The sequence below is a fragment of the Telluribacter humicola genome, assembly GCF_017355935.1.
GTDB classification, from domain to species: Bacteria; Bacteroidota; Bacteroidia; order Cytophagales; family Spirosomataceae; genus Telluribacter; species Telluribacter humicola.
This window is the reverse complement of record NZ_JAFIQT010000007.1, coordinates 105,412-128,953: the sequence shown is the minus strand read 5'-3', so window position 1 is coordinate 128,953 and position 23,542 is coordinate 105,412. Positions and strand designations below refer to the sequence as shown.

Here is a 23,542-nt window from a genome sequence, read left to right as displayed (position 1 = left end):
AACAGACCTTTAATCATCAGGTACGCAATGGCCCCCTGCTCCTGTTGCGGTATGATCACAGGTTTATCAAGAATAAAACGAAATAAACTTTTGATAATTGAGAACCCGGCTGTGAAATATAAGTAAAACCTGCGATTTTGGTTTATGTTTGGCTAATAAATAAAAACACCCCGGTGAAGCCGGGGTGTTTTTGTATCAAAATAGTAAGTTATTTCAGCGTAACCACTAGATGTATCCTTCGTTCTGAATCAGGTTAGGGTTAGCGTCAATCTCACGACGAGGAATCGGGAAGATCAGCTTAGGCGAAGTGTAAGGCAGTGAACCCACGGTGCCTTTAGTACGCTTGATGTCGTGGATCAGTTGTCCTTCAAAAGCAAGCTCCAGACGGCGCTCCTTCAGGATAGCTGCCAGGGTCACATTGGCGGGAGCTAAAGGCTCCAGACCAGCCCGGACACGGATACGATTGATATCTTCGGCCGGAGTAGCACCAATCGCCGAGTTATTGCGCAGGTTAGCCTCAGCACGGGTCAGGTACATCTCAGCCAGACGCAGTACCTTAATGTTGCCGTACTGGTTTCTGAACTTTATAGTATAGATACCACCGTTGTCTTCATAGAACAGTTCCGCACGATTGTCGCCGGGCTCGTACATGGCCAGGTGAGCATCTTCAATCAGGATATCACCACGGCCGCCAAAGCTTGATCCACCAAAGAAGGTGTTCAGTTCGTTGATACCATCCTGATCCGTAATATAGATAGAGAAGATATCCTCGGCAGTAGCGAGACCAGTCTGGTTGATGCGCTGATCAAAAACCTCTTCGGTAGGTACCAGCGAGAAGCGGCCTGAGTCGATGACGCGGGTAGCGGCATTAGCGGCATCAGCATATTTCTCCTGCATCATGTACACGCGTGACAACATACCGGCGGCAGCCCATTTGGTGGCAAAGATACCATTGGTAGCAGGCAGCTTGGATTCGGCATCAGTAAGGTCGCTAAGTACCTGAGCATATACCGCAGCTACAGTAGCACGCGATAAGTTCGAATCATCGTTGATTTCGGAAGTAGGTGTAAGGACGAGAGGTACACCCGCGTTACTGGCTGGGGTTCCGTCGGTCCAGGCTTTGGCATAGTTACGAACCAGCTCAAAGTACATCACACCGCGGACAAACTTGGCCTCCCCTTCAACACGGGCACGGTTGGCTTCGGTTACTACCTCAAGGTTGGCAAGTACCGTGTTGGCAATGTTGATGGTACGATACGCATCCAGCCATATATTCGCAACATTTGTATTACCAACAAGTATAGCTTTCCGGTAGATCTCATCAGGCTCAACGAAGGTACCATCCCAGAAAACCTCTCCGTTGTCACCTATTAGTTCCGAGTTGCGCAGGAGGTTACCACCGTACAGGTCTATATCGCTCATAGAGTCATAAGCACCTACCAGTAGAGCCTCTACATCGGCGGAGGTAGACACTGCTGCCGAAGCATCAATGGTATTGACGGGTTTGAGATCAAGCTGACTATCGCAGGCCGTAAGCAACATCAGCGTTGCAAGCGATAGCGGAAGTATTCTTTTGAATCTATAATTCATATTAGTGAATAGTTTTAATCTTTTGATTTACGCTTTTGACGTGTGACATCTACGATTAGAAGCCCAGGTTAACACCTACAATAATAGTACGGGCCTGAGGAGCTGAATAGAAGTCATTACCCAGACCAATGTTACCAGCCAGGTGGTCAGCATTCACTTCTGGATCCCAGCCAGTGTAGTTGGTGAATGTGAGTAAGTTCTGACCGGTTACGTACAGACGAACCCGCTCCAGCTTGGCACGGCTTGTAAGGCTGTTAGGCAGGGTATAACCCAGAGTCAGTGTCTTTAGACGTACAAAGTCAGCCTTCTGCAGGTAACGTGACGATTCGGAGGTACCGTTAGCACCGAACAGGCGAGCCTGGGGTACGTTCGTGATATCGCCGGGCTTCTGCCAGCGGTTCAGCTGGTCGCGGGTCTGGTTATCAAAGAAGTCACCATTAGCGGACTGGAACTTACCACCACCGTTGTATACCATGTTTCCGAACTGGCCCTGGAACAGGATGTTCAGCTCAAAGCCTTTGTACGTAAAGTTGTTGGTAATACCACCGATCAGGGTAGGGCTGGGGTTGCCAAGTACTACGCGCTGAGCCAGGTTAGGATCATTGGTTGTGTTACGATTAAACGTTCCGTCCGGATTCTCATTGTTGAGGTAGTACAGGGCATCTCCGTTCTGAGGATCTACACCAGCGTACTCGATTTCGTAGAATACACCGATAGGATGTCCTTCAATAGCGCGGTTGTTAAAACCACCTGTGATAACCTGACCGTCCAGATCAAGGATTTTGTTACGGTTGCCCGACAGGTTCAGTGAGGTATTCCACTGGAATGCACCGGTGGTGTTCTGGCTGTTCAGGACAAATTCCCATCCTTTGTTTTCCAAGCGACCGATGTTACGGAGCTGCGTACGGTAACCGGTAGTACCTGGCACGTTTACGTTCAGGAGCAGGTCGCGGGTGTTCTTAACATAGTAGTCTATTTCACCAGTCAGGCGGCCGGCAAAGAAGCCAAAGTCGATACCTACGTCAGTCTGTGCTGTTTGTTCCCAGCGCAGGTCAGGGTTCTCGATTTGAGAAGGGCTTTGACCAGGGGTGCCAGCGTAGCCGGACCCTCCTGTGTATAAGCCTCTGGCAGCAAAGTTATTAAGGAAAGTAGATCCGGTAGAGCTTATACTAGTAATCTCAGCGTTACCTGTCAGACCATAGCTGGCACGTAGTTTCAGGAGGCTGATAGAAGGCACACTCTGCATGAATGACTCCTCGCTGATGATCCATCCTGCCGAGACTGCCGGGAAGAAACCATAGCGGTTGTTCTCTCCAAAACGTGACGATCCGTCAACACGACCACTAAACGTGAACAGGTACTTATCGGCGAGGCGATAGTTAGCACGGGCAAAGTAAGACAGGAAGCTGTAGTTGGTAGCAGTAGAGCTACCTGCTGTGATACGGGCAGCTGATGCAATACGGGTATATGAGTTAGAAGGGAACTCACGTCCTTCTACTGAATTGTAAGAAGCATCTGAACGCTGGAATGACATACCTACTACCCCATCAATATCGTGCTTCTCGGCAAAGGTATGACCCAGAGAGAAGAAGTTGTTGGTAGTATAGTTGGTTACCTGTGCAAAAGAGTTAAATCCAAGTCCGTTAGGAGCTCCGGTATTACGGCCTGTTTCTTTACCGTAGTATTCATCTTCATTGAGCGAAAGTAGGTCTGCGCCCCACTCAGTACGGAACTTCAGCCAGTCATTAAACCGGTACTCACCATACAGGTTACCCAGGGTACGGTACGAGGTAGTTATGTTGCTGGAGTGATCACGATTCAGCAGGGGGTTGTAGTATAGCGTATAGCTACCGCTAAGCTCATTGGTACGGGGATCGATAACCGGCGTAATAGGAGGTAACGCTACGATCTGCAAAGGAGTAGAGAAGGAGTTGTCATTAGCTAGACGACCATTCTGCGTACGGGCGATGTTCAGGTTTACGCCCAGAGTCAGGTTGTCATTAGCTTTGTGATCCAGATTAACACGACCACTCAGACGCTTAAACGAGTTCTTAATCAGGATACCTTTCTGATCCAGGTACTGTCCTGATACGAAGAAACGCGTTTTGTTATCTCCACCGCTGGCGCTCAGGTCAAGTTGGCCCATCGGCGCTTTCTGGAAGGCCTGGTCTTCCCAGTTGTTGTCAACAAGACTCTGCTCCCAGTTTGCTCTATCACCGGCAGCATAGCGGGTAAAACGGCTTTCCAGGCTGGTCATGTAGTTGGCAGGCAGGTCACCCGCGTTGATGCTGTTCTGAGCAGCCTCTCTATACAGTTCGATGTATTCTGCAGTATTCAGCCACTCACGACGACGGGTAGGTTCGCTGCTTCCCATCTGGTAGCCAAGGCTGAAGCGGGTTTTGCCACTTTTACCTTTCTTAGTAGTAAGCAGTACTACCCCGTTAGAAGCACGGGCACCGTAGATAGCGGCAGCCGAGGCATCTTTCAGGATTTCAATAGACTCAATATCGTTGAAGTTGATATCGGCCAGTGGGTTTTGGGGAGAGGTGCTGGTCCCTTGGTTATTAGATGTAATGGGTACACCATCAATCACGTACAGAGGCTCGTTGCTGGCAGTAACCGACGATGAACCACGGATACGCATCTGGATACCCTGACCCAGCTTACCGTTCAATGACGTGATCTGTACACCGGCAGCACGTCCCTGGAGAGCCTGCTCAAAAGTGGTAACGGGTACACCCTGGATAGAGCTACCTTCAATTTTAGCAATATTACCAGTCAGGTTGCGACGGGCCTGGGCACCAAATCCCGTAACTACTACCTCATTGAGAGCACGGGTATCTGCCGAAAGCTGTACATTAATAGTGGTCTGATTTCCTACGGTTAGTTCTCTTGACTCAAGCCCAACAAAGCTAAACACCAGTACGGAGTTAGAAGAAGGGACGCTGATCGAGTAGGAGCCGGAAGCGTCGGTTTGGGTACCCGTAGTGGTACCTTTTACTTGTATACTGACACCGGGAAGCGATGAACCGTCTTCTGCCGATGTTACTGTACCCGTAACTCTGATCCCCTGAGCGATAGAAACCGTCCAGGTTAAAAGCAGAGCTAGTAGAGTTAGTAGACTACTTTTTTTCATAAAATAGGTTTAATTGTGATGAAAAGTTTAGATAGAAATGGGTATTTGATTAAAAAATAGTTATATATTCAATAATTAAGATAACAAATATATTATTTAGAGGCTAGAATGGAAATACCACCTAGTCGTATGAATAAAAAATAGTGCAGAACAATGATTTATTTTAATATCCTATTGGTATTATTACATTTAATACCTTCGGTAGCGGGGAGTGGATACAATGCTGGAAAAGTAGCTGCTAATATATCAAAATACCTTTATATCAATCAAGACAGAGATGTAAATGTTGCCATAAACCAAGAGTATAATTTAACGGTCTGGTTTTTTATGGACCCGGAATGTCCAATTTCGCAGGCGTATACTTTACGGCTCCGTAGCCTGGTTGAGGAGTACAAAAATGAGCCGGTGCAGTTCCGGGCTATTTACCCCTCCTACACGATCAGGAAGAAGGATATACGTCGATTCCATACAAAGTACCAAATTCCCTTTACCGGTGAAAAGGATAAAGATTATCAGATCTCTGACCGGCTGGATGCTACCGTCACGCCCGAGGCTATTGTAACAGATGCTCAGGGACGGGTACTGTACCGGGGGGCTATCGACAACTGGTACTACGCCCTGGGGCGAAACCGGACCGCTCCCACAGAGCACTACCTCAAAGATGCTCTGGATGCGGCACTAAACGGACAGCCTGTCCTGATGGCGCGCACGCAAGCCGTTGGCTGTATGATCAATCGCTAGGGAGACCAGTACTTGCTGCGTCGGCGGGAGAATACAAACCCCCGCCAGGTGATGCGGGCGTGGTTCCAGAGGGTAGGCAGCAGACCAAAGTGCCGGCGAAGTACCGTGAAGCGGTCCAGCAGGGACTGGCGGTGACGCTGTACCGACAGGCCGCCCGTCAGGTACTTACAAAGTACAAAGGGGAGGTACTTAATGGCTTTCGCCCTTTTCAGACACACAATTTCCCACTCAACATCAGCGCTGAGGTTGGTAATATCGTAGGTTGGCGCTATTTCTTTCTTGGCAATAAATGCCTGATGAGATACCTTCATGCCCAAAGCCATGTGCTGCCAGCTGAGGTTGGTAGGAAGAGTATGGGGCGTTACCTCGCTACGAAGCCCGACGGGGCTGCCATCGTACCGTACAAATAGGGCGTCGCTATAGTAGATATCAGCACTGCTCTCCATTGCCATCAGCAACTTCTGGAGTACCTCCTCGTCGTGTACCTCATCCCCCGCATTCAGAAACCATAGGTACTGACCCGTTGCCAGGTGCAGGCCTTTGTTCATAGCGTCGTACAAGCCTTTGTCAGGCTCAGATATGATCTGGAGTGAGAGTTCCTGCTGATAGGTATGGGCTATAGATAGTGTAGCATCTTTGGAGGCTCCATCCACCAGCCAGTACTCCACCTGAGTTGGATCAGGTACCTGTTTCAGCGCTTTTTGGACACTCCGTAGCGTTCGCTCCAGAAACTTCTCCGCGTTGTAGGTAATGGTAATAATGGTGAGCAGCGGCATAGCTTACAGGAGTGACTGGTAAAGTTGGTAATACTGCGCTGCTATGACCTTCTCCGCGTAGGTACTTAGTACCTTCTGCCGGGCATTGGCTGATAGTACCCCTTCCTGATTATGATCAAGTACCCATTGGATACCCTCCGCAATAGATTTGGCAGAACGGTAAATGGCCAGGTAGCCATTGCGCTGATGGTCGATCATCTCTGGTATACCACCCACCTCAAAACCCACTACCGGGGTACCACAGGCAAATGACTCCATGATCGTATTGGGAAGGTTTTCTTCCAGCGAAGGTGTTACAAACATTGAGGCCGCGTTGTAGGCCAGGGCAATCTTCATCGGGTCCGACAGGTGCCCCAGTTGGTGCGCCCGCAGGGGGAGCTTATTGACCATCTCCTGGTCGGCCTGTCCAAATACCAGCAGCTCTACCTTGTCGTGTAATTCGGGGTGACGCTCGAGCAGGATTTGGAGGGCTTCTTCAAAGTAGGGAAAGCCCTTTCCGATAGCGTTGACCCGCATGGCGGCAAAGAGTACCAGTTCTTTATTAGTAGGCAAGCCTAGTTGTTGACGGGCTTGTTCTTTGGGTATGGGGGCAAATAGTTCGGTATCAATGGGATTGTTGATGGTTTGGGTCCGGAAGCCCTGCAGCAGGCTGCTCTTCCGGGCGCGGCCTTCCAGCCAGCGGCTGCAGGTGACAGCTACGAATGGAGTACCCGCGTAGGCATCTTTCTTGGCCAGCCAGCGGCGGTGAGAGATATCATTAGGGCTGGGATTTCTCAGAAACTTGCAGTACCCGCATTCCTGCTGGTAGCCCTCGTGGTCGCCGCTGTGGTGGCACCCGCCTGTAAACGCCCACATATCATGAAAGGTCCAGACGACGGGCTTCTTCAGGGCAAAAAGCTTCTTTAGGGTACTGGTTGATTGAAAACCAAAATTGACCCAGTGCAGGTGGATGAGGTCGGCCTGCTGTACCAGCGGATGCTCGCTGACATCAGTACCTACCTGTCCCAAGTTGAACAGAAAACGTACTTCTTTGGAGCGCTCATGGGGCAGAAACAACAGACGTTCCGCCACGAAGCGCCCCCAGGCCAGCCGCTTCTGCCATGAGGTCTGGGCGATGGAGGTGATGTAGTCTTCGTTGGAATTCTTCTCCTGCACCAGCATATGGCCCTCCACGCCGTGGTACTGCTCGAGGGCTTTCAGGATACGGCGCCCTGCTATGGCCGCGCCTCCTCCGGTGTCGCTGGTATTCAGGTACACTACTTTCATACGCGGGCCGTCAGGATGATATAGGGCGAAAACAGCCGGGTTTCGATGGGTACTAGCTTGAAAAGTACCTTCAGGGGAAACCAGAGTGCCTTCATGAATAGCTTTACCCAGGCCGGCTGACTGGCTTCATTTTCCAGCCAAATCATAAAGCGACCATTGTACTGCACATCAATATCATGTAGCCCCAGCGAGAGACATACATTCCGCAGAAAATCCAGATCCATGCAGTCAATGTTGTGCTTGGCGTAGTTCTCCGGATCAAAGGTGCGCTGGAACCAGCCGTTCAACCCTCTAAAATTGGGTAAGGTTATAAACAGGGTACCGTTGGCGGGCAGAAACTGCACGTGCTTCTGGATGATATCAGCCGTATCGTTGAAATGCTCAATGAGCCCGTTAGAAACGACCAGATCAAACTTCTGCGTAGGTGTATAGGCAAAAAGATCCGCCTCAATGGTATCTACGGAGCCTAGGGGTAACCCATTTACCTGTTCGAGCTGATGCAGGATTCGTTCATGAATTACGAAGTCGAGCAGGGTACTCTGGATCTTATGGTTCTTTTTAACCCATACGGAATAGTAGCCCGGGAAGCCACCAATCTCCAGAAACGAACGGGTGTTGTATTTGAGTAGGAGTGAGTTGATGTGCGAAATAAAGGGGTAGCTCTGGCTAACCGGAAAAGCCAGGTTTTGCTTGCTTTCCCAGTAGTTGAGCCAAAACTGTTTATCAGTTAGTTGATTGGAATCCATCGCATGAATTTTTTACGAAACTACAACTTTTCTGCGGGAGACGGTAGCGGTAAGGGAGTCAACTGCTATCAGAGGGGCCGAATTCCGTATTTCAGCCAGTTTTTGATCTTGAGGCGAAAAGGCTGCCGATAGTAGTTGCCAAAGGCCTGTATGACCTGTGTGTCAGGTTGCAGGTCGGGGGGCATAGTAAGTTGCCTTTCTTCCAGCTCGCTGCCGTACTCCTCGGTAGCAAAGGTAAAGTTCGTGCCACTACCGTCGGTCCCTATGTTTCGGATCTTAGATCGTATGGGATAGAGGCCATACGCACCCTGCCGGCTCTGGCTCCACGTCCAGCGTACCGCCCAGGAGCTGATTACACCGCGTTGCTGCTTCACCAGCATTGGCCATAGGTCTTCACCACCCGCCGTGAGGCGCTGGCGCAGGTCTTTATTCTTTAAGAGATTCTCAAAGTCACGTACCTGCCAGTCGGCCTGCTGCCAGCGGTCGCGCCAGGTACCCCAGCCCCAGGAGCTGGCGCGGGGGGCCAGGTACAATTCGTGCGGGTAATCAGCCGGAAGCGGCGCGGGTGGTGCGTAACCTGTAATAGAAAAGATATGGGGCCTGTTGCGGTAGGTACGGAGCGCCTCATTCATGTACTCCAGGAAATCGGAAGTACATACCATGTCATCTTCCAGTACAATCACCCGCTCGTACTGATCCAGCACCTGACTAACTCCTTCGATAACCGAAGTGGCCAAGCCACGATTAATTTCAGAAAGTACTATTTCCACCTCTTTGAAGCCATGGATAGTAGCCAGGTAGGATCGGACTTCCCGTACAGGTAGCTGGTCTTCCTCCTTACGTGCGCCGTCCGAGAATACAATCAGGCGGCTGTGCCGGGCCAGCGGATTCTGCTGCAAGGCCTGTATGGTCTGCTGCAGGTGCCATGGGCGGTTAAAGCAAAACACTACCACGGGGGCTATGTCAGTAATAGTGGTCATGACCGGCTCTTGTATAGGGTATTAAGGGCTATTTCTTTCACTTTTCTAAACGCCGCACTTATATCTTCTGACACATTCCAGAAGATGATACCCCCTCCGAACAGGACAGTAATAAGTACCGAGCGTAGGGCCATGTCCAGCAGGATAGGAATCAACTCACGGGTAGCCGGAGCCGGTATCAGCTGTAGTACCAGGTAGGTAACCAGTATTAGCACGACTACTTTTAGAGTACCTACGGTAAAAGGCTGAATGTGCATTTTCTGCCGGATAAACAGCAGCTTCAGGATATTATAAATCAGGACAGACAGAAAGGCTGCTGCCGCCGCTCCATTATAGCCGTAGCGGGGGATCAGGAACAGGTTGCTTACCAGGAGCAGCCCCGTAAACAGGATCATGAAAAAGATATCGTAGCGGTAGTACTTTGAGTTAACCAGGATCTCAGAGTTAAGGCCCGTCATCATATCCACCACGCGGCCGAGTCCGATCAGTAGTACCACCCACTTACCCTGCGCGTAGATTTCAGACTTAGGAATAAGGGTAAAGATAGAGTCAATATTCCCCCAGATGCCCAGCAACAGGAATGACCCGATGATGAACAGGTTCAGTGAGGATTTCTTATAAATAGTATCGATATGCTGGATGTCATTGCGCTGATAAGCCTCGGATATGATAGGTGCACTGATCATGACTATACTATTCCTCGGAATGGCAATAACCAGGGCAATGCGCGAAGCAATATCAAAGATGGCGGTGTTGCCCAATCCTCCCTCAAATCCCGGCAGGAGTACCTTTTCGATATGAGGCAACAGAGCGGCGCTGGCTCCACCCATAAGTACCCACAGACCATAGCGGTACATTTCCCTGAAGGCCGGATGACGCACAAAGCCGAAGTCAAGGCGGGTATACAGCCGTCCCTGCCGGTGGATGTAATACAGCATAAACAGGATGGCCAGCGCATAGCTCACTATGGTCATGGATACCATCTGATCAAAGGTGATAAAGTGGTATCCAAACAGGAGTACTATGACACTGTTAAAAAGCCTGAGACCTACCTCCCGTATAAGCGAGGGAACGGCTATACGCAGACTGATTCGGGAGTAAGCCTCCAGCACCGACAGGTACACCATGCCTACCGTCAGGGGAATAAAAACATAGTAGTAGCGGACCAGCAGAGGAGAGTGATCCATATAAAAATCCAGGTACAGGGGCTTAAAGAGCAGGTACAGCAGCACAAAAGCGGTTAGCCCCACCAGTGGGGTGACGAGCAGGAAGGTAAAAAGCTGTCGACGTGCTCCTTCGTCCTGAAACTGGCTGTGAAAGCGCACCGCTACCGAAGGTACCCCCAGTAACGACAATGACATGTATATAATAGGGAATGTGAGTAGGGTGGAGGCGTACAAGCCTAACTGTTCCTGACTCAGGAAGCGGTTGTACAGGATCAGCATGTTAAACATACCAATCAGCACGCCTATGTAGGTGACAATCGAACTCTTAAACCCCTGCCGGATGATAATCCCCATTGAAACTCGTGCTCATTATTAATATGAGAACGAAGTAAACTAAAAACTGCAAGCTAGCCTAATCGCGAAGAGGAATGTTGAGTAAGTACCATATACCAGCGGGTCAGGCTATGGATGTACATCATCTGGTAGGGGTGTTTGTTACTTCCCGGAGAGCCAGATGTGGAAGATGGGTATACTTCTACTTATAGCTGCCTGCCAATCAGGTCGAGTAGAAGTGCTTTCTGTAAGACCTTCAGAATGCAACCTGCCTTGATGGAGAAGTGAAAAGTGAATTTACTACTTTATCATACAGAGTAGGAGCAGGGATGGAAAGGACACATTCATTCGCCGGTATGAGGTTGGGTTTGAGATCTTCATAGAGAGAAGCGATCTTTTCCGGAAGAAGCCCTGTTTTTAGCTCCTCGATCTTCTGCAGCAAACGTTCAATATTCCTCCTGTTTTTTCCCCAATCTATCAGCTGTCCACCCGTGCATTCACTGGTCAATCGTATGGTTTGTCCCTCGGCTATGACTTTTATTTCCTCACTCCATGACTCCATTGACGTAGTTGTAAATGCCATAAAGCCGGTTTCACTTTTGTAACCAATAAGCCAGTCCAGCTTTTTTACTGCTTCCAGCGCCAGCGCCAGAAAGTACTCACCTGGCATAGTACTAAGTTGTATTTTTTCGGTATATCGGGGTGGGACGCCAATGGCCATAGAGTCAGTACTTTTGGAATGGTATAGTAAGTTAATGAGTATGTTAGCATACAGTAATAACTTCAAAAGTAGGGGTTTGATGGAATTAACAACTTTTATATAAAAAATTTTATTTAACGGTTGTATGGTAGCTTCTTTCAGATAAATTCTATCGATTTAATACAATTTTTAGTGGAATATTGGTTACTTAATGCAACGTATATATATCAAAAAAATAACAGACTAGCAGTCTACTCTTCCACTTCTATGGATAGTACTTTGGGGTAAGGTGCGGTACATACAGGTATTACCTATTTATAATATTAACCATAATGGGTTCGGTAATATCAGTCTGTATTTGCTTGATGATTTTTGGATCTGGCGATCCATTATGTACATAGTATCGGTAGCGGTTTTGGTAGCTGGCACCGGGAGCTATATCGAATGCTCCGTCGACCATAGGAGAGTAACACCAGTAGGGCATGTCGGGGTGTACCCGGATTGCCTGCGGGTACCGGTGGTTGGAGGGGAATCCGAAAACAGTTAGCCCGGTCATTTTGCCGTCTACCTGACCTGAGGCATCTACCCAGCGGGCGTGGGTATGATTGGCATCAGCAAGGGTCTTGTTCTGGTCGGTCAGGATGTGCCAGCGGTTGGAGTAATGAGCAGAGTCAGTACGGTTCCACTCCCGGCTCCCCCGAAAAGCCATACCTCCGTACGTATATTTATTGATGTGCAGGGTATCTGCAGAGGTATTGGTTTGCAGTTGTTCAATATCAAAAAGGAAGTAATCCGTAAAGGGGTATACAGTGACCGTCCATACTTCCCGGAGTACCTCGCCAAACTCCAGACTCTTATAACGAAGTTCGGTTTTTAGTTGAGCTGCCACCGGTCCCTGCTGCGTATCAAGTACCTGTACGTGTTCTATAGTTCCTTTCTTTAGGTGCTGGTTCCAGAAGTCTACAAAGCTGTTTTTAAAGGTAGTATTGACCCAGGCGGCAAAGAGGGCGTGCTGGTGTGTGTGCCCTACCGGGAAATCATCCGTCAACACCTGTCCCGCCGGACTGTACAGAGGGTGAATAAATCCGCTGCGGCTATAATGGCTGGGCGTGTTGGGGGGAAGTACCTCCTGAGCCTGGTAGAAGAAAACAGGTTTGTTACCAACTCGTACCTGCACTCCCTCGGGCTTCTTTTCGATTTGGGGCGAATTTTTGGATGGAGTTGCCTGTCCGGCTACCAGATGGTACGTCACCCTGGTGCCCGCTGGTAAAGAGTCCAAAATAAAAAAAAGCGTATGGGCATCTACGGCCTGTGCGGGTAGCTTTTTCTTCGAGCCGGGCTTCTGCAGGTAGTAGGCCCTGGTTGTAGCAAGAGGCTTATTAACTTGCAGATGGACCGGCGTTTGATACCGATCATGGTTGCCCGCATTAATCTCCAGTACAGCGACCTGGGCAAAAAGAGGAGTTACAGTGGCAAACAGCAGGAAAAAGATCAGGTTTTTCATTGAGTTAGTAGTGCAGTAGCAATAGAATCGTATATATAAGTAAGAGTGGCAGTAGTTCTATTCTTTATTATCTGGCGAAGTAGAAACAAATCAGTACTACTATACTCCTGGTACGGGCTGAAATGCCAGGTGAGGAGCGAGATACTATGATTTTTATAAAGCATCAGGAACAATAGCCGGATATATAGTTATGAAGATAGTTATAGATAAGACGATATTTTTTCAAGACTACCTGATGTATTAGTACAGGTAGCCTTACTAAACCCGTCTATATTTGTATCACCACTCAACTATCCCATACCCTTGAAAATACTGAATATAGTAGGAGCCCGTCCCAACTTCATGAAGGTGGCTCCCCTGCACCGCGCTTTTTCCAGGTACCCTGACATTGAATCTAAAATCATCCATACCGGGCAACATTATGACGCCCGCATGTCGGATGTATTTTTCAATCAGCTCGAACTTCCTCAGCCGCACTACTTCCTGGGAATAGGTGGAGGGACCCATACCCAACAGACTGCCAAGATCATGCTCGAGTTTGAGCCCATACTAGCCTCCGAAAAGCCCGATGTTGTGCTGGTAGTAGGTGATGTAAACTCCACCATCGCCTGCGCGCTGGTGGCCGTAAAGGAAGGGATACCCGTGCTGCACGTAGAGGCAGGGCTCAGAAGCGGCGACCGCCGGATGCCCGAAGAAATTAACCGTATCCTGACCGACAGTATATCAGATTACCTGTTCGTAACGGAGCAGGCGGGGCTGGATAACCTGAAGCGCGAAAGTGTACCTGATGAGAAGGTCCACTTCGTGGGAAATGTAATGATAGACTCGCTGGTCTATTACCGGCAGAAATCACAGCAACTGGACCTGCTAAGCAGTATAGGAGTAGAGCCCGATTCCTATATACTCATGACCATGCACCGCCCGGCCAATGTAGATAATGAGCAGGGCCTGCGGAGCATTGTACAGATAGCCAGGAATACGGCCCGCCATAAGACGGTGCTGTTTCCCATTCACCCGCGTACGCTGAGCAATATGGAGAAGTACAGCCTGAAGGAAGAGTTGGAAGCTATCTCCCAGGTACAGCTCATGGAGCCGCAGGGCTACCTCGAGTTCCTGCACCTGATGGAGAGCGCCGCTCTCATTATTACCGATTCGGGCGGTATACAGGAAGAGACGACTTACCTGCAGGTACCTTGCCTGACATTCCGTGACACCACCGAACGCCCCGTTACGGTAGAGATAGGGACCAACTACCTCCTGCGTGACCTCAATCCTGATACAGTAGAAGAGCACGTGCAGGCCATCCTGGACGGGAAAGCAAAGCAGGGACAGGTACCGCCTTTTTGGGACGGTCAGGCCGCCGAGCGGATCACAACTATTATTCGGGAAAAGCTGATGTAATCTGAGGCAGATACCTATTTTTGTCTTTTTATAAATACTATTTGTGAAAAAGATAAAACTACAGGTGTGGGCTTTGCTCAATTCGCTCGGATTGGGGGGTATTGTACAGCTTTTTCTGGAAGGTGCCCTTAAGAATTATGGCTGGTTCAGAAGTTATCACACCAAGCAGTCGGTGGATGCTCAGGGGCAACCTATACCCTGGTACAACTACTCATTTATATTCTTTCTGGAGCCCCGTGTTAAGCCCCACTTCGAGGTATTTGAATATGGTTCCGGTTACTCTACCCGCTGGTATGCCCAACGTGCCAAAGCCATTACGGCGGTTGAGCACGATGCCGGTTGGGTAAAACAGGTGGCTCCCCAGCTTCCTGCCAACGCTCAGGTACTATACCGGTCACTGGAAGAAGGGGACGCCTATACCGGAGCCGTAGCTGAAGCCAGCCAGAAGTACCATATTGTTATTGTAGATGGTCGCCGCAGGGTCGAGTGTATACGTAGGGGTGTAGAGTACCTGACGCCGGACGGTGTACTGATCCTGGATAACTCCGAGCGGGACTTTTATCAGGAAGGCATTCAACTGCTAAAAGTCAGAGGCTTCCGCCAGCTCGAGATCAGGGGGATGGTACCTATTACCAGCCACGATTCCTGCACCAGTGTATTCTATCGGGAGGGTAACTGCCTTGGTATCTGATCACCGAAGCTCCTTGCTGTAGGTTATTTTGGGAGAACTGATACCTCCCAGTCGTTCCTTGAATCGGGCCAGGCTCGGCTTTGGCTGTCCGTGGTGGTCCAGTGATATGCCTAGGTCCACTATCTTTACTCCTTCTTGCTGGCAGTAGTGATAGAGCGCCTCATTGAGCATAACCGTAGGGCTATAAGTACGGTACTGGAGGTTGTCGGCCGGCAGGAAGTTATAAATAATGTCCCTGCTTACCTGTATGGCTACTGTCAGTGCGGCTATGATTTCTCCGTCATATACTCCAAAAACTAACACTTCAGCAGGAAATAGATTCAACAGATCCAGTAGCTTTTCACGGGGGAGCGTCAGCGGATAGCCTTGTTCCTGGCGGCTCTTGTTTATAAAGGTATATACCACCTCCGGATCTGGCTTATGCCAAAGCCGGGCTACAAAGCCTGCTCGCTGGCCTTTGCGGAGCCTTCTTCGCTCAGCACCCGATATCAGCTCTGTGAAAGAGCGGTCGCTTACGCTAATATGATGACTGGTATGCTGCTCAATAGGTACATATCCAGCTTTTTTATAAGCCTGGTGAAGTACCTGATGCTGTTGAGGCTGGTAGACTGCCGGGGCTGTTTTGAAGGTGATAGTATTTATACGTTGTGAAAGCGCCCATTTGTACAGGCAGTCCAGTAGGAATGTTAAAGTACTTTTTGGGATCAATTCGGCACACTGGATGCCTCCAAACGGAGCCATGGGAGGCGACCACATCAAATGAGATTTTTCATCAGTAACTGCGTGAAAAAGAGCCACAACCTCATTTGTTAGCCTATTAATGAGATGAAAAGTATATAGAGTACCGGTGGTCTGGGTTTGGAGGTGGTCCGTACGGTTATACAGATAAGGTACAAAAGAAGTAACTACCTGTGGCAACGAGAACTTCGCTTTGGTTGTAGCTGCCCATTTGTACAGCCACACTTCATAGTCTGCTTCTTTCCAGGTAGCTATTAACCGCGGCGGCTTTACATCTTTCAGCATAAAGCCAATGTACGCTTTAGAAGTATTCAGGTCAATGATCGCTTACCGCTCACAACAGATTTTTGTCACTTAGTACCGGCGATAGATTCTTTAATCGATCTACCAGGGATTGGTTGCTTAGTACGGGCGGTTATATCTTTGGCCAGTTGAGCTGCCACCAGTTGGTACGCCCTGGCATTGGGATGCGTGTTATCAAAAGGTAGTAAGTACTTATCCAAATCAAAAAGTTTGGAATAATCTAGTACTACAAGACCTGCTTTTTGTAGCATTTGCTTCATCTCAGACTTTATGGGGTTTCCCGGAAAGATTATGACATAGAAGTCATTTTTACCAAACTGTTTCTGATACTCCTGCTTTGACTGCCTGATTACATCTACTATAAGCTGAAAGTGTTCAGAAGTGTGCTTCTTGGGAAAATCTACTCTGAATATATGATGTATATACGTAGTTCTAAACCACCGTATAAAAGTGCTATACAAGCGGCTGTTTTCAGAAAACACACCATTGGTAGTAACTGACTCCTCATCCAGATCCGGGAACTTGCCCTTGGTCATATCGATCCAGCGTGTAGCCGGGATCGTTCGGTCAATGTGGTCATTAATATAAATATAAGCCGCAAAACCTTTTTTATATGAAGTGAGCAAAGTCAGATCTTCATGCTTTAATCGAGCCAGCATATGGAGTGGTGAATAGGCCAGAAAACCAAAGTTATAGGTTTGATATATAGGCATTTGTTTATGAAACTGAGAAGGAAGCGTCTCGTAGTCGGATACACCATCTCCATAAGTAAAGGACCCGCCAAAGAATAGGGCGTGCTTTTCATATATAGCTGGCGCTACTGTGGAAGTTGTATGTCTGAGTGAATACTGATTTGTACTAATCATAATGGAATCATACAAAACGCCATCTTTAAGAGGTGCCCATTTGAGGGACCAGTCTTTTTTAGCTCGAATTCCCAGAATATTATCCTCTACAAAGGAGTCTGTCCAATCGGGTCTAACAAGTGGTTGAGAAGTGGCTTTGGCAGGTGAAGGGGAAGTACTAACCGCGGCAAATATCAGAAAGCATACTCCCTCTAGTAACAGCAGCAGGATACCAAATATTAAGGTACTGACTAAAAAGTTACGAAGAAGATTTGGACCTCGTAATAAGCAATAAAAAATTAATGTCAATAGTACTAGGGTGGCAGCTACCTTATAAGTTGCCTCAACAATGTTGATGTTGTTCCATGCTCCATCGGCATTGCCAGTGCAATATTCAAAAGTAAGTGTACTTATTGAAAACAATATAACGCCTGCAAGAAGAAAACCTAATACTGAGAATGGCCTGTAAGCCAAGTTGTTATAGAGAGTCGAAATTTTCATTACCTTGCCTGCAAAGCTTATTTTAAAGGAATATCGTTTATTCCATTTTCAAATTGTCTCTACCTATACTTCTGTATTCCTTACATAGATCTACGCCAGGACACTCTCAAAGATCTGTACTAATGTGTAGAACAATGTCTACATGATGTCCACACTTTAATAAAGTTTTTCCTCACTTAGCAGCTACTAAAAGATTTTATCCAGACGAAATTTTTTACATTGATCTTCCTTGAAAAATCAACGGGTATAGTTAGCTAATAATAGCTTTACTACTTGATTTATTGATACTTAATCTATATCTAATTATGTTTGTGTGCTGAAATTAACAAAAAATTACATAGACACTTGAGCTTAAACTTTCATTCCTGTTATTATTGCAAATGCGACCATTGTCGGACAGCATCCTTAGCTTAATTAAAGATGAAGAAGCTTATACTCACCGGAGTTGACTATGTAGTTAATTACTTATACGATCTTTGATTAATACCTTAGTTAATTATAGTAACATAAATAGGCTGTTTGTTCATGGCACATTTTTATACTAAATCCACAATTGTTTGATTTTGCCACCATACTTCATAGTTTTGTTAAGCATAGAATCAGACTCTTTCTAAACCAATCCTCATTATAGGTGAAAATTTTAGGTATCTCAGCTTTCTACCACGACTCCGCAGCAGCTCTTATCGATAATGGTGAAATAGTGGCAGCAGCCCAGGAAGAACGATTTACTCGTAAAAAACACGATCCGGGCTTTCCTTCCAATGCCGTAAAGTTCTGTTTGGAATACGGTGGTTTAGATCTTAACCAACTGGACGCCATTGTATTTTATGACAAGCCATTGCTCAAATTTGAGCGCTTGCTCGAAACATACTATGCCTTTGCTCCTAAAGGAATACGCTCGTTTATAACGGCTATGCCTGTATGGATCAAGGAGAAAATGTTTTTGAAGCGGTTGATCAACGAGGAGCTTGTAAAGTTGGGATATGATAAGAAAAAGCCGGTTAAGATTCTCTTCCCGGAACACCACCTTTCCCATGCCGCCAGTGCATACTATCCTTCTTCCTATGATAAGGCTGCGATCCTTACTGTAGATGGGGTAGGTGAGTGGGCTACGGCTTCAATATGTCTGGGCGAAGGTAAGGACCTGAGCATACTAAAAGAGCTTCGTTTCCCTCATTCGCTAGGGCTTCTATATTCTGCATTTACCTATTTCCTGGGCTTCCGGGTTAATTCGGGCGAATACAAACTGATGGGGCTGGCTCCTTATGGGAACCCTACCTCACCGGAAGTAGATCGCTTCGTAAATATTATTTTGAAAGACCTTGTTGATCTGAAAGAAGATGGCTCGGTGTGGCTTGATCAGGAGTATTTTGATTACGCCACGGGCCTGACAATGGTCAATGAGCACAAATGGGAAGCCCTGTTTGGCTTTAAGAAGCGGAACCCCGAAGACAGTCTGGACCAGGTTCACTGTAATCTGGGACTCGCGATCCAGCGTGTAACCGAAGAGGCCGTCGTACGCATGGCCCGCGAAGCTAAGCGTCTTACCGGTGCCGACTACCTGTGTATGGCCGGAGGAGTAGCCCTTAACTGCGTGGCCAACGGGAAGCTACAGAAAGAAAACATCTTCAAGGAGGTATTTATACAACCAGCCGCCGGTGATGCGGGTGGTGCTCTCGGAGCTGCCCTAGCAGCTTACCATATCTATTTCGGGCAGGAGCGAAAGGTGTCATGGGCACCTGATGCTATGCGTGGTTCATATCTGGGACCTACTTTCTCAGACCTGGATGTAGAGCTTACTGCCAAGAAGTACAAGGCCGTATATACTTACTACGAGAATTTCAAGGATCTGAGCAACGACGTTGCCCGTATTCTTAACGAAGGCAATGTAGTAGGCTGGGTACAGGGTCGGATGGAATTTGGACCCCGCGCTTTGGGTGGACGTAGTATCCTGGGTGACCCCCGTAACGCCGAGATGCAGAAAAAGCTCAACCTCAAGATCAAGTACCGCGAGTCATTCCGTCCGTTTGCCCCATCAGTACTGGCTGAGAACTGTTCAGAATACTTCGACTACAAAGGTATATCACCTTATATGCTCCTGGTACATCCGGTAGCCGAGAATCGTAGAAAGCCACTCCCTGCCAACTATGACTCTTTGGACTTGCGCGATAAGTTATACTTCCTGCGCTCCGATCTGCCTTCAATTACCCATATTGATTATTCAGCACGTATCCAGACAGTACATAAAGAGACTAATCCGCGTTACTACGAGCTTATTGACTCATTCAAAGAACTGACGGGTTATGGAGTAATAGTTAATACCAGCTTCAACGTACGGGGAGAACCTATTGTGTGTACTCCTAATGATGCCTATCGTTGCTTTATGCGTACCGAGATGGACTACCTGGTAGTAGGTAACTACGTATTCGATAAGAAGAAACAACCTGAATGGCAGGAAAAAGATAACTGGAAAGAAGAGTTTGTGCTGGATTAATGTGATCTTGTCTTATTTTCAGGCCCTGCCATGGCCGATAGCTAAGAATTACGAGCCCCATACCATACAATGACCTCCAAAATCGTTACAAGCCTGGTACGACTATGCCTGCTAGGTGTACTATTTGTATTTCTATTTTATCCTGACCGCTTTCAGATCGAATTTGAGTATCCCGGAGCACCACTGGTCGACAGTTTTACACTTCGACTGGTAAAGACCATGTTCTGGCTTCTACTCATCATCGAAATCCTGCGTATATTTTACTACGGAGTCGTTAAGAGCAAATCCAAAGGTATACTAGCCAACATCGTAACATTTGTAGTTCCGCTGGCGGTGCTACTGATATTTCTTGAAATAGTATTCATGTACGTACCTCAGAGTCATGAAGGGGTGCTTTCTAAGGCTTCCCGTATCTGGTGGGCCAAGTACTGGAATCCCATCAACTCTCAGGGGTATCGGGATAAGGAGATTTCATCAGACACTACCAAGACCAATGTACTGGTCATTGGCGATTCTTTTGCGGCCGGTCATGGTCTTGAGAATCTGGATGATCGCTTTTCTAACCAGCTGGAGCAAAAGCTGGGACCGGATAAATATACGGTATATAACCTGGGAGTATCAGGATCGGATACGCGCGACGAAGCAGCCCGCCTGATGAAGTACCCGGTTAAGCCGGACGTTATTGTGCTGCAGTACTTCCCTAACGACGTTGAAAAAGTAGGTCGTGAAAAAGGGCTGTCTCTTTCTGGAGCCGAGCCATACGGTGACCTTAAAGGTCCTCTGTCTACTATCGTAAAGCGCTTCTATTTACCCAACTTTATATACTGGCAACTACCTCATACAGCGTTTAGTACTTTTGAGCAGTTTGTAAAACAGGCCTATACGGATACGACGGTACTGAACGCTCACCTGCAGGATCTGTCGCAGATGCTGGCTTACCGTGATAGCACCGGAGCTGATATGTATGCGGTATTCGTTCCTTTCCTGTTTCAGTTGGACAAAAGTGCCCAGTATACCAAGCCCGTAGAAGATTTTTTACGCTCAAAGGGCGTAAAAGTAGTAACTTTGACCGATGGAGTTAAGAATATCCCTGCTAAGGAAAGAGTTGTAGGCAAAAATGATGGACATGCCGGACCTCCTGTCAATGTACTCATGGCGGACAGGGTGTACGAGGCAATGAGAAAACAATAAGAGTTGGCTTTATTGATAATTGTTCCCACACAGATTTAAAACTAAACCGTATTAATAATTATGGATTTCCTGAACGACTTATTTTCCTTCATGCGAGAGCGCAAAAAGTGGTGGCTTGCACCAGTGATTGTGGTGTTGTTATTGATTGGTATTCTGATCGTGATTGGTGGCGGTTCGGCAGTAGCTCCGTTCATTTATACACTGTTCTAATTGATTAAAAGCTAGGTAATCAGCCCGGAGCTATTGCTCCGGGCCTATATTCCACTATTAAATCCTTGAGCTAAAAGAATGACAGAAGCAGATAAAGCGAAAGCCCAGTTAGTGATTGTAACAGGGCTCGTAGTACTCTATTTTATTTTTGACGCATCGTTCCTGCTGTACGCGGCGGGGATCATTGGGGTACTTTGTATAGCTATCCCCGTGGTAGGTGACCTGATCGTTAAAGGCTGGTACAAAATAGCCGAGGTGCTTGGTGCTATCAATGGACGTATCCTCCTATCCATCGTCTTTTTTATCATCCTGTTCCCTGTTGCTTTACTGTCGAGAATTGGGAAGAAGAAGAACCCGCTGGCTTTAAAGCGTGAAAATGAAAGTTCGGTATTTGCAAATCGTAACCATCGCTACACCGCCAAAGATATGGAGAACGTGTGGTAATAAATTAATACATGTACTTATCAAAAAGGCTTTGATCCTAGATCAAAGCCTTTTTGATAAGTACCTTTATTTCTTCTTTCGGCGGCAGGCTCGTTCATAAAGTACCTGAAGTATTCCGTCCTTGAGGCCCACGTCAGGTACGTGTATGGTCTCTACACCGGCCCACCGCATCGCCGACAGGTAGATATCTCCGGCCGGAAGTATCACATCCGCCCGGTCGGGATTGAGTTGTAGCTTGTGGATGCGTTCTTCCAGCGTGAAGTCGGCAATGTACTGATGAGTTCGTGCGATCTCTTCCAGGCTGGTGGAGCTTTCGGTAAGCTTGGATGAAAGGTCAAAAAGTTTATTAATGTTTCCGCCGGTACCTACGGCCTGTATGGGACGGCTCCGATCAACATTGTCCAGGATCCACTCCTGCATCTTCTTCCAGGCTCCTTTGGATTCCTTCCCTTCCAGTAGCCGCACTGACCCCAGTTTAAATGACTTGGCATTCATCTTCTTTTTGTCCAGGTACAGGTTGAGCTCGGTACTGCCTCCCCCTACATCAATGTGCAGGTACTGTCCGTCATCCAGCGATTTAACGACCACATTATTAACCAGTTCGGCCTCCTTCTGCCCGTCAATGATCTGAATATGTATACCGGTACGGCCTTCAATCCGGTCACGTACTTCATGACCATTATCCGCTTCACGCATAGCGGAGGTCGCGCAGGCCATGTGATCGTCTATCTCGTGCAACTCCATCAGGAGTTGGTAGGTGAGCATGAGCTTCATCATACGGTCCTCACTGTAAGAAGAGATACGGCCTTCCGTAAATACATCGTGACCCAGGCGGAGGGGAAAACGCACGTACTCTACTTTCTTGAAACGGATAGTGTCCTCATCATGGAGTACCGACGAGATCTGCATCCTTGCGCCGTTGGAACCGATATCAATCGCTGCGAATTTCAAAGCTCTATGTTTAATGTGAAACCTATTTACACCTCAAAAATAGATTTTTTTAATAAATAATAACGGCTTTGAGATGCTGGGGTAGGACTCATAATCCAAATCGCAAAAGCAGGAGCTCCTGGCTACCTTCTTTTGACCCTCTTTTAGCGGGCTTTGCCAAACTGGTAAAGCAGCTTGATTCGTATACCTACACTTTCATGATCAGGTAGGTAAGGCCTGACACAGGTACCCCTTTTTATCCTGGCTGCTAGACGTTCAGCTCGGTAGAGGTTTTGATTTCGCCCATTACAAATAGACTGTGGGTACTGCCAATGTTTTCGAGGGAGCCCAGCTTCTGCATCAGGAACTGCTGGTACTCGGGCATGTCGTTGACCACAATTTTCAGCAGAAAGTCATAGTCCCCCGATATATTAAAGCACTCCAGTACTTCGGGAATAGCCATGACGGCCTCTACAAACCGATCGCCCATGGCCCGCGAGTGTTCTTTAAGGGCTATATTACAGAATACCATCAGCTTCTTGCCTACCTTATCGCGGTCGATCAACGCCACGTATTTCTTAATAACTCCTTCTTTTTCCAGCCTGCGTACCCGCTCATAGATAGGCGTATATGATAAGTTTAGCATAGCGGCCAGCTCACGGGTTTTGAGGGTGGCGTCCTGCTGAAGATGTCGTAGTATAGCCCTATCGGTATCGTCTAAAATATGCATAGATAGAATATCTGAATGTGTCGGAGTAGTTGGTACTAAATTAGATAATAGTTAGATAAGCTTATACCAGTTGTAGATAATATACCTAAATTAATTACATAAATGGAATAAAACGTCTTTCTGGTT

General features: G+C 47.6%; 20 protein-coding genes. 7 read left to right on the top strand and 13 right to left on the bottom strand.

All coding sequences use genetic code 11. The features are described 5' to 3' along the window. Positions 1 to 225: 225 nt before the first annotated feature. Positions 226 to 1,590: a RagB/SusD family nutrient uptake outer membrane protein gene (locus JUB14_RS23125; protein ID WP_207509228.1), complete on the bottom strand. Its 1,365-nt coding sequence runs from the start codon at positions 1,588 to 1,590 to the stop codon at positions 226 to 228. Between the two features lie 55 nt (positions 1,591 to 1,645). Further along, the gene (locus tag JUB14_RS23120) at positions 1,646 to 4,726 is read right to left on the bottom strand and encodes a SusC/RagA family TonB-linked outer membrane protein (RefSeq protein ID WP_207509227.1); all 3,081 of its coding nucleotides are present in this window, start codon (positions 4,724 to 4,726) and stop codon (positions 1,646 to 1,648) included. Between the two features lie 327 nt (positions 4,727 to 5,053). On the opposite strand from JUB14_RS23120, the gene JUB14_RS23115 reads away from it, so the two are divergent. Beyond that, a complete protein-coding gene (locus JUB14_RS23115) occupies positions 5,054 to 5,467 on the top strand; it encodes a thioredoxin domain-containing protein (RefSeq protein ID WP_207509226.1) in 414 nt (137 codons plus the stop codon). Here JUB14_RS23115 and JUB14_RS23110 read toward each other — a convergent pair. The 7 genes from JUB14_RS23110 to JUB14_RS23080 all read right to left on the bottom strand — a co-directional run bounded on the left by JUB14_RS23110 (position 5,464) and on the right by JUB14_RS23080 (position 12,938). After that, positions 5,464 to 6,243, bottom strand: a complete 780-nt coding sequence (locus JUB14_RS23110) for a glycosyltransferase family 2 protein (protein ID WP_207509225.1) — start codon at positions 6,241 to 6,243, stop codon at positions 5,464 to 5,466. The genes JUB14_RS23115 and JUB14_RS23110 overlap by 4 nt on opposite strands. A 3-nt stretch (positions 6,244 to 6,246) precedes the next feature. Further along, positions 6,247 to 7,509 (bottom strand): glycosyltransferase family 4 protein, encoded by a 1,263-nt coding sequence (locus JUB14_RS23105; RefSeq protein WP_207509224.1) that lies wholly within the window; start codon positions 7,507 to 7,509, stop codon positions 6,247 to 6,249. Then, on the bottom strand, positions 7,506 to 8,255 hold the full coding sequence (locus JUB14_RS23100) for a class I SAM-dependent methyltransferase (RefSeq protein WP_207509223.1): 750 nt from the start codon (positions 8,253 to 8,255) through the stop codon (positions 7,506 to 7,508). The genes JUB14_RS23105 and JUB14_RS23100 overlap by 4 nt, the downstream gene beginning before the upstream one ends. A gap of 68 nt (positions 8,256 to 8,323) precedes the next feature. After that, positions 8,324 to 9,235: a glycosyltransferase gene (locus JUB14_RS23095; RefSeq protein ID WP_229368178.1), complete on the bottom strand. Its 912-nt coding sequence runs from the start codon at positions 9,233 to 9,235 to the stop codon at positions 8,324 to 8,326. Beyond that, a complete protein-coding gene (locus tag JUB14_RS23090; protein ID WP_207509222.1) occupies positions 9,232 to 10,755 on the bottom strand; it encodes a lipopolysaccharide biosynthesis protein in 1,524 nt (507 codons plus the stop codon). The genes JUB14_RS23095 and JUB14_RS23090 overlap by 4 nt, the downstream gene beginning before the upstream one ends. A 235-nt stretch (positions 10,756 to 10,990) precedes the next feature. Continuing rightward, the gene (locus JUB14_RS23085) at positions 10,991 to 11,455 is read right to left on the bottom strand and encodes a hypothetical protein (protein ID WP_207509221.1); all 465 of its coding nucleotides are present in this window, start codon (positions 11,453 to 11,455) and stop codon (positions 10,991 to 10,993) included. A gap of 286 nt (positions 11,456 to 11,741) precedes the next feature. Further along, positions 11,742 to 12,938 (bottom strand): DUF6807 domain-containing protein, encoded by a 1,197-nt coding sequence (locus tag JUB14_RS23080; RefSeq protein ID WP_207509220.1) that lies wholly within the window; start codon positions 12,936 to 12,938, stop codon positions 11,742 to 11,744. Positions 12,939 to 13,241: 303 nt separating this feature from the next. On the opposite strand from JUB14_RS23080, the gene wecB reads away from it, so the two are divergent. Together wecB and JUB14_RS23070 are read left to right on the top strand one after the other, a co-directional pair. Next, positions 13,242 to 14,339 carry a non-hydrolyzing UDP-N-acetylglucosamine 2-epimerase gene (gene wecB / locus JUB14_RS23075; protein ID WP_207509219.1) on the top strand — a complete coding sequence of 366 codons (1,098 nt, stop codon included), beginning with the start codon at positions 13,242 to 13,244 and terminating at the stop codon, positions 14,337 to 14,339. A gap of 43 nt (positions 14,340 to 14,382) precedes the next feature. Then, positions 14,383 to 15,030, top strand: a complete 648-nt coding sequence (locus tag JUB14_RS23070; protein WP_207509218.1) for a class I SAM-dependent methyltransferase — start codon at positions 14,383 to 14,385, stop codon at positions 15,028 to 15,030. Here the strand turns inward: JUB14_RS23070 and JUB14_RS23065 are convergent, their stop codons facing one another. Then, complete coding sequence (locus JUB14_RS23065) at positions 15,031 to 16,053, bottom strand: GNAT family N-acetyltransferase (RefSeq protein ID WP_207509217.1); 1,023 nt, start codon at positions 16,051 to 16,053, stop codon at positions 15,031 to 15,033. It lies immediately after the preceding gene. A gap of 65 nt (positions 16,054 to 16,118) precedes the next feature. After that, positions 16,119 to 17,417 (bottom strand): SGNH/GDSL hydrolase family protein, encoded by a 1,299-nt coding sequence (locus JUB14_RS23060; RefSeq protein WP_207509216.1) that lies wholly within the window; start codon positions 17,415 to 17,417, stop codon positions 16,119 to 16,121. Between the two features lie 631 nt (positions 17,418 to 18,048). Here JUB14_RS23060 and JUB14_RS23055 point away from each other — a divergent pair. The 4 genes from JUB14_RS23055 (at position 18,049) to JUB14_RS23040 (ending at position 21,756) form a co-directional block, all read left to right on the top strand. Beyond that, a complete protein-coding gene (locus JUB14_RS23055; RefSeq protein WP_207509215.1) occupies positions 18,049 to 19,911 on the top strand; it encodes a carbamoyltransferase family protein in 1,863 nt (620 codons plus the stop codon). A 69-nt stretch (positions 19,912 to 19,980) separates the two neighbouring features. Beyond that, entirely contained in the window at positions 19,981 to 21,102 is a 1,122-nt protein-coding gene (locus tag JUB14_RS23050) for an SGNH/GDSL hydrolase family protein (protein WP_207509214.1), read from the top strand. A 60-nt stretch (positions 21,103 to 21,162) separates the two neighbouring features. Then, complete coding sequence (locus JUB14_RS23045; protein ID WP_207509213.1) at positions 21,163 to 21,312, top strand: DUF5989 family protein; 150 nt, start codon at positions 21,163 to 21,165, stop codon at positions 21,310 to 21,312. A 78-nt stretch (positions 21,313 to 21,390) separates the two neighbouring features. Further along, on the top strand, positions 21,391 to 21,756 hold the full coding sequence (locus JUB14_RS23040; RefSeq protein ID WP_207509212.1) for a hypothetical protein: 366 nt from the start codon (positions 21,391 to 21,393) through the stop codon (positions 21,754 to 21,756). 66 nt (positions 21,757 to 21,822) lie between these two features. Here JUB14_RS23040 and JUB14_RS23035 read toward each other — a convergent pair whose 3' ends face one another. Both JUB14_RS23035 and JUB14_RS23030 read right to left on the bottom strand, forming a co-directional pair. Then, positions 21,823 to 22,707, bottom strand: a complete 885-nt coding sequence (locus JUB14_RS23035; RefSeq protein ID WP_207509211.1) for a Ppx/GppA phosphatase family protein — start codon at positions 22,705 to 22,707, stop codon at positions 21,823 to 21,825. Positions 22,708 to 22,954: 247 nt separating this feature from the next. After that, positions 22,955 to 23,416, bottom strand: coding sequence for an Lrp/AsnC family transcriptional regulator (locus JUB14_RS23030; protein WP_207509210.1), 462 nt, complete (start codon positions 23,414 to 23,416; stop codon positions 22,955 to 22,957). Positions 23,417 to 23,542: the final 126 nt, after the last annotated feature.

What these genes read in the sequence shown, in the direction of transcription:
- JUB14_RS23100 (WP_207509223.1), bottom strand. Translation starts at nt 8,255, where the DNA reads ATGGATTCCAATCAACTAACTGATAAACAGTTTTGGCTCAACTACTGG.
- JUB14_RS23040 (WP_207509212.1), top strand. Translation starts at nt 21,391, where the DNA reads ATGACAGAAGCAGATAAAGCGAAAGCCCAGTTAGTGATTGTAACAGGG.
- JUB14_RS23110 (WP_207509225.1), bottom strand. Translation starts at nt 6,243, where the DNA reads ATGCCGCTGCTCACCATTATTACCATTACCTACAACGCGGAGAAGTTT.
- JUB14_RS23125 (WP_207509228.1), bottom strand. Translation starts at nt 1,590, where the DNA reads ATGAATTATAGATTCAAAAGAATACTTCCGCTATCGCTTGCAACGCTG.
- JUB14_RS23105 (WP_207509224.1), bottom strand. Translation starts at nt 7,509, where the DNA reads ATGAAAGTAGTGTACCTGAATACCAGCGACACCGGAGGAGGCGCGGCC.
- JUB14_RS23065 (WP_207509217.1), bottom strand. Translation starts at nt 16,053, where the DNA reads ATGCTGAAAGATGTAAAGCCGCCGCGGTTAATAGCTACCTGGAAAGAA.
- JUB14_RS23050 (WP_207509214.1), top strand. Translation starts at nt 19,981, where the DNA reads ATGACCTCCAAAATCGTTACAAGCCTGGTACGACTATGCCTGCTAGGT.
- JUB14_RS23090 (WP_207509222.1), bottom strand. Translation starts at nt 10,755, where the DNA reads ATGGGGATTATCATCCGGCAGGGGTTTAAGAGTTCGATTGTCACCTAC.
- JUB14_RS23045 (WP_207509213.1), top strand. Translation starts at nt 21,163, where the DNA reads ATGGATTTCCTGAACGACTTATTTTCCTTCATGCGAGAGCGCAAAAAG.
- JUB14_RS23030 (WP_207509210.1), bottom strand. Translation starts at nt 23,416, where the DNA reads ATGCATATTTTAGACGATACCGATAGGGCTATACTACGACATCTTCAG.
- JUB14_RS23120 (WP_207509227.1), bottom strand. Translation starts at nt 4,726, where the DNA reads ATGAAAAAAAGTAGTCTACTAACTCTACTAGCTCTGCTTTTAACCTGG.
- JUB14_RS23115 (WP_207509226.1), top strand. Translation starts at nt 5,054, where the DNA reads ATGGACCCGGAATGTCCAATTTCGCAGGCGTATACTTTACGGCTCCGT.
- JUB14_RS23060 (WP_207509216.1), bottom strand. Translation starts at nt 17,417, where the DNA reads ATGAAAATTTCGACTCTCTATAACAACTTGGCTTACAGGCCATTCTCA.
- JUB14_RS23095 (WP_229368178.1), bottom strand. Translation starts at nt 9,235, where the DNA reads ATGACCACTATTACTGACATAGCCCCCGTGGTAGTGTTTTGCTTTAAC.
- JUB14_RS23080 (WP_207509220.1), bottom strand. Translation starts at nt 12,938, where the DNA reads ATGAAAAACCTGATCTTTTTCCTGCTGTTTGCCACTGTAACTCCTCTT.
- JUB14_RS23085 (WP_207509221.1), bottom strand. Translation starts at nt 11,455, where the DNA reads ATGGCCATTGGCGTCCCACCCCGATATACCGAAAAAATACAACTTAGT.